General features: G+C 66.6%; 5 protein-coding genes. 1 reads left to right on the top strand and 4 read right to left on the bottom strand.

Annotated elements, in window-relative coordinates:
• Nucleotides 1-98: 98 nt before the first annotated feature.
• Complete coding sequence (locus ASG52_RS17115; protein WP_056245840.1) at nt 99-281, bottom strand: hypothetical protein; 183 nt, start codon at nt 279-281, stop codon at nt 99-101.
• Between the two features lie 172 nt (nt 282-453).
• Here ASG52_RS17115 and ASG52_RS27335 point away from each other — a divergent pair, with 172 nt between their 5' ends.
• Complete coding sequence (locus ASG52_RS27335; protein WP_156384015.1) at nt 454-627, top strand: hypothetical protein; 174 nt, start codon at nt 454-456, stop codon at nt 625-627.
• Between the two features lie 170 nt (nt 628-797).
• On the opposite strand, the gene ASG52_RS17110 is transcribed toward ASG52_RS27335, so the two are convergent.
• The 3 genes from ASG52_RS17110 to ASG52_RS17100 form a co-directional block, all read right to left on the bottom strand.
• Nucleotides 798-2,168, bottom strand: a complete 1,371-nt coding sequence (locus ASG52_RS17110; RefSeq protein ID WP_056245843.1) for a nucleotide sugar dehydrogenase — start codon at nt 2,166-2,168, stop codon at nt 798-800.
• Between the two features lie 157 nt (nt 2,169-2,325).
• Complete coding sequence (locus ASG52_RS17105; RefSeq protein ID WP_162250009.1) at nt 2,326-3,258, bottom strand: glycosyltransferase family 2 protein; 933 nt, start codon at nt 3,256-3,258, stop codon at nt 2,326-2,328.
• Nucleotides 3,255-3,716 (bottom strand): hypothetical protein (locus tag ASG52_RS17100; protein WP_210170416.1); only part of this gene is annotated, 462 nt, incomplete at its 5' end. The genes ASG52_RS17100 and ASG52_RS17105, both read right to left, overlap by 4 nt.

Raw genomic sequence — 3,716 nt, 5'->3', positions numbered from 1 at the left:
AGCGCCCACTCTTCATCGGACACATCGGACGGGTAGGCGCGGCGATCAAGCGGCATCCACCTCAACGCCAAACAGGCCAATCAGTTCATAACACGCTCTTAGGTGCGATTGATCGACTCGATCCAATCGTCGGCAACTTTGTCGAAACTATCGTTCAGGCGGCGGCCAATGCGGTCGGCCTGCGTGGCGGCAAAGCTCTGCCAGTTTCGCTCGATAGCGATAGCAGGCCGCTCCGGGGGGAACCGGAGTTCGGTGTCCGGAAGGAGGGCCGGATCGGGCATGCGTCGAACCGATCATGCTCCCCGCTGTCCCGCGAGCGCGTCCGTGCTACGCTCCCGCCATGCCCCGCTGGCTCCAGATCGTCCTCTGCCTCGTCCTGACCGGCGCCTCGCTCGAAGCAGCATCGAGACGTGCCCATGACTTGATGGGACCGCTCCGAGGGGAGAGATCGTGATGCAGGAGCCGCCCGGCCCCGCCTTCGAACGCTACCTCTCCAAGGTCGATCGCACGCATCCGGAGCGCCCGCGGTATCGGCCCGGCCCGTTTCGGTGGCGGCATCCGGTGCCGGTGGTGCTGATGCTCGGCGGAGCGGTCGCGCTCGCGGCGTGGAAGCACGGACAGGCCTGAGGCGGATGGTACATACTCATCTGTCGTGCCTGGAGCCACGTCCAGCCACAGTCAGCGATTTGTCCGGCAACGCGCCCCCGCAATGCAATCCTCTCGGATCACTGTTTGGATTCATCTGCATCGCGTTTCATTCGTCGCAGGGCTACGGCTTGGCATTGGGAAGGTTGTTGTCAGGCCTTGACGATGTGGGGCGCCGTCAGTCCGTGGCGCTCGCAGACGTTGCGCGTGTCGACGACGAGCGGACAGGCGGAGACCAGGCCGGCATAGTCGATACCGTCGTGATCCGTCACGATGAGCGCGGCGTGATATCGGCTCAGGCCCTCGCCGGGCCAGGGCACGCTTCGGCGCCCCTGCAGCGATCCGTGCTCGCGGGTGGGGGGAATCTCGGGGACGAGGGGATCGAAGTAATCGACCCGGGCACCGGCCCGGTCGAGCAGTTCGATCAGGCGCAGGGCCGGGCTCTCCCGGATGTCGTCCACGTTGCGCTTGTAGGCGAGCCCCACGACGAGGATCGCGCTGTCGCGCAGCCCGCGCCGATGCACCGTGTCGATGCCAGCGGTCAGGCGCTCCAGCACGCGCCGGGGCATGTCGCTGTTGATCTCGCCGGCCAGTTCGATGAAGCGCGTGCGCACGCCGAACTCGCGCGCCTTCCACGTGAGGTAGAACGGATCGATCGGGATGCAGTGGCCGCCGAGTCCGGGGCCGGGCTGGAACGGCATGTAGCCGAACGGCTTGGTGCTGGCGGCGGCGATGACGTGCCAGACGTCGATGCCCATGGCGTCGTAGATGACCTTGAGTTCGTTCACGAGGGCGATGTTGACGGCGCGAAAGATGTTCTCGGTGATCTTGACGGCTTCGGCGATCTCGTTGGAGCCGACCGGCACCACCGTCTCGACGATCGCACCGTAGAGCGCGCAGGCGAGCCGCGAGGCGATCTCCCCGTCGCCACCGACGACCTTCGGAATGGTTGCGGTCACGAAATCCCGGTTGCCCGGATCCTCGCGCTCGGGCGAGTAGGCGAGGAAGAAATCCTGCCCCGAGCATCGCCCGTCCCGTTCGAGGATCGGCTTGACCACATCGCGGCAGGTGCCCGGGTAGGTCGTCGATTCGAGGATGACCCGCGTCCCCGGTCGCATCCGGTCCGCGACCTGCTCGACGGTCCGCTCCACGAAGGTGAGATCGGGTTGGTGATGGCGATCCAGCGGCGTCGGCACGCAGATCAGCACCGCATCGATCTCGGCCAGCCGCTCCGGCTCGGCGGTCGGCACGAACCGGCCGGCCGCCTCGGCGGCCCAGAGCTGGTCCAGCCGCAGGTGGCAGATGTAGCTGTGATGCGCCCGCAACTGCTCGACCTTGGCGGGGTCGGTGTCGAAGCCGTAGACGACGAAGCCCTTGGAGCACAACAGTTTGGCCAGCGGCAGGCCGACATAGCCGAGTCCCATCACGCCGATCACGGCCGTACGGTCCGCGATGCGGGCCAGGAGACGGCCGACGCGCGAGGCCGCATCCAGCGGGTTCGAGGTCGTCGCCGCACCCGTCATGATCTCGCTCATGCTTCCCCGCTCGGGCCAGGTTTCGTCGCGGACTTGCGACGTCCTCGACCCTTGGTCATGCGCGAGCATAGAGCATCGGCGGGACAGTGGTCGCCGGTTTCCGCCGAAAGCCGCGCGGAACGGCCGGGGGGCGGACCGCCTCGTATCAGGGGAAGCCGCGCAGCCGCGGTCCGGCCAGATGGATCAGCCGGGCGCTCTCGCCGGGATCGAGCGGCGTGAGGTCCGACGGCTGCCCGGCGAGGAACTGCGCGACGTTGTGCCGGGCACGCTCCTGAACCCGAAGCTGGATCGATCGGCGCAGGGGCGAGCCGTAGCCCGTCTCCTTGGATTGCGTGGCCGATTCCGCATGGATTCGGCGGAAATAGCAGGCGTCGGGAATGTTGACGACGGTTCCCGCAAACAGGGCGCGTCGCGTGAACTCGCTGTCCGCGCCGAACCGCAGACCGGCGGACAATCCGCCTGATCGTTCGACGAGGGCCTTGGCGATGAGGCTCGTTCCCATGGTGAGGACGTGCCGGGTCGGCTCCTGCAACGCCGCAGCCAGCGGGTCCTCCGGCACGACGATGGGGGCCTGAGGCGACAGGCCCTCGTACACGTCCGTCATCTGACAGCCGACCATGTCCGCCCGACTCCGCTCGGCCGCCGCCAGCATCAGGGCGAGACGCTCGGGATGAGACCAATCATCGGCGTCCTGCAGCATGAAGGCATCGAACGCGGCCTGGGCGAAGATCGCCTGCAGCAGCCGGTACGGACCGCCGTTCGCCTCGGCCCGCATCAGCGTCACTTCCGGGAAAGCCTGGACGATCTCGGTCGGAGGGGGAACCGAGGCGTCGTCGACGACCACGATCGCATCGGGGCGGCGTGTCTGGTCTAGGAGGGATCGTAGGCTCTGCGCCAGCCATCGCTCGTACCGGTAATGCGTCACCACGGCCAGGACGGTCGAGGTGGAGGTGAGGTGAGGCATGTCGAACCGCGCCCTGTCTGGATGATCGGATCGCTTCTCGGCGTAATGAGGCGTCTTTCGAGGAATCGCGTCCCATAGGGTAGCCGCTCCGACCGGACGGAACGGACCCGTCATTCCTCGCCCCGGTGCGGCGCCTTCGGAGGATCGGCAGCGTCCGGACACGGCCCATCGACCGGTTCCGCCTTCGGCCATTGCCAGAAATGCGTATCGACCGGCCGGCTGAGATCGAACTTGTCGTGGTCGAGCGGTGAGGGCAGCCGCCGCATGGCGGGTCCGCTCCTGATCGCAAGGTTGTCCTCGTCGATCGTCAATCGATTCGCGTGCCAGTTCCTCCTCAGGTCGTCACCGGAATACCTGCGACTGAGGTACTTGGATTTAAACTGCGCTTGGCTCAGGGCGATGTAGTGGCGCAGATAGCGAAGGCTCTGCGCCTCCTCAAAGTCTTCGGCGTCCTCGAAGAGCCGCACTGCAACCGGGTCGTGTCCCAGTGTGTGGTGTAGGAGCGGCCCACCGCTGAGGTGGCCATCGCCGGTCTTCGAGTAGGGTTCGAGTTGCGAAGCTTGAACTCTCAC

Origin of the sequence: Methylobacterium sp. Leaf456 (genome assembly GCF_001425465.1) — a bacterium.
Taxonomy (GTDB): domain Bacteria; phylum Pseudomonadota; class Alphaproteobacteria; order Rhizobiales; family Beijerinckiaceae; genus Methylobacterium.
This window is presented reverse-complemented; position numbering and strand designations above follow the sequence as displayed.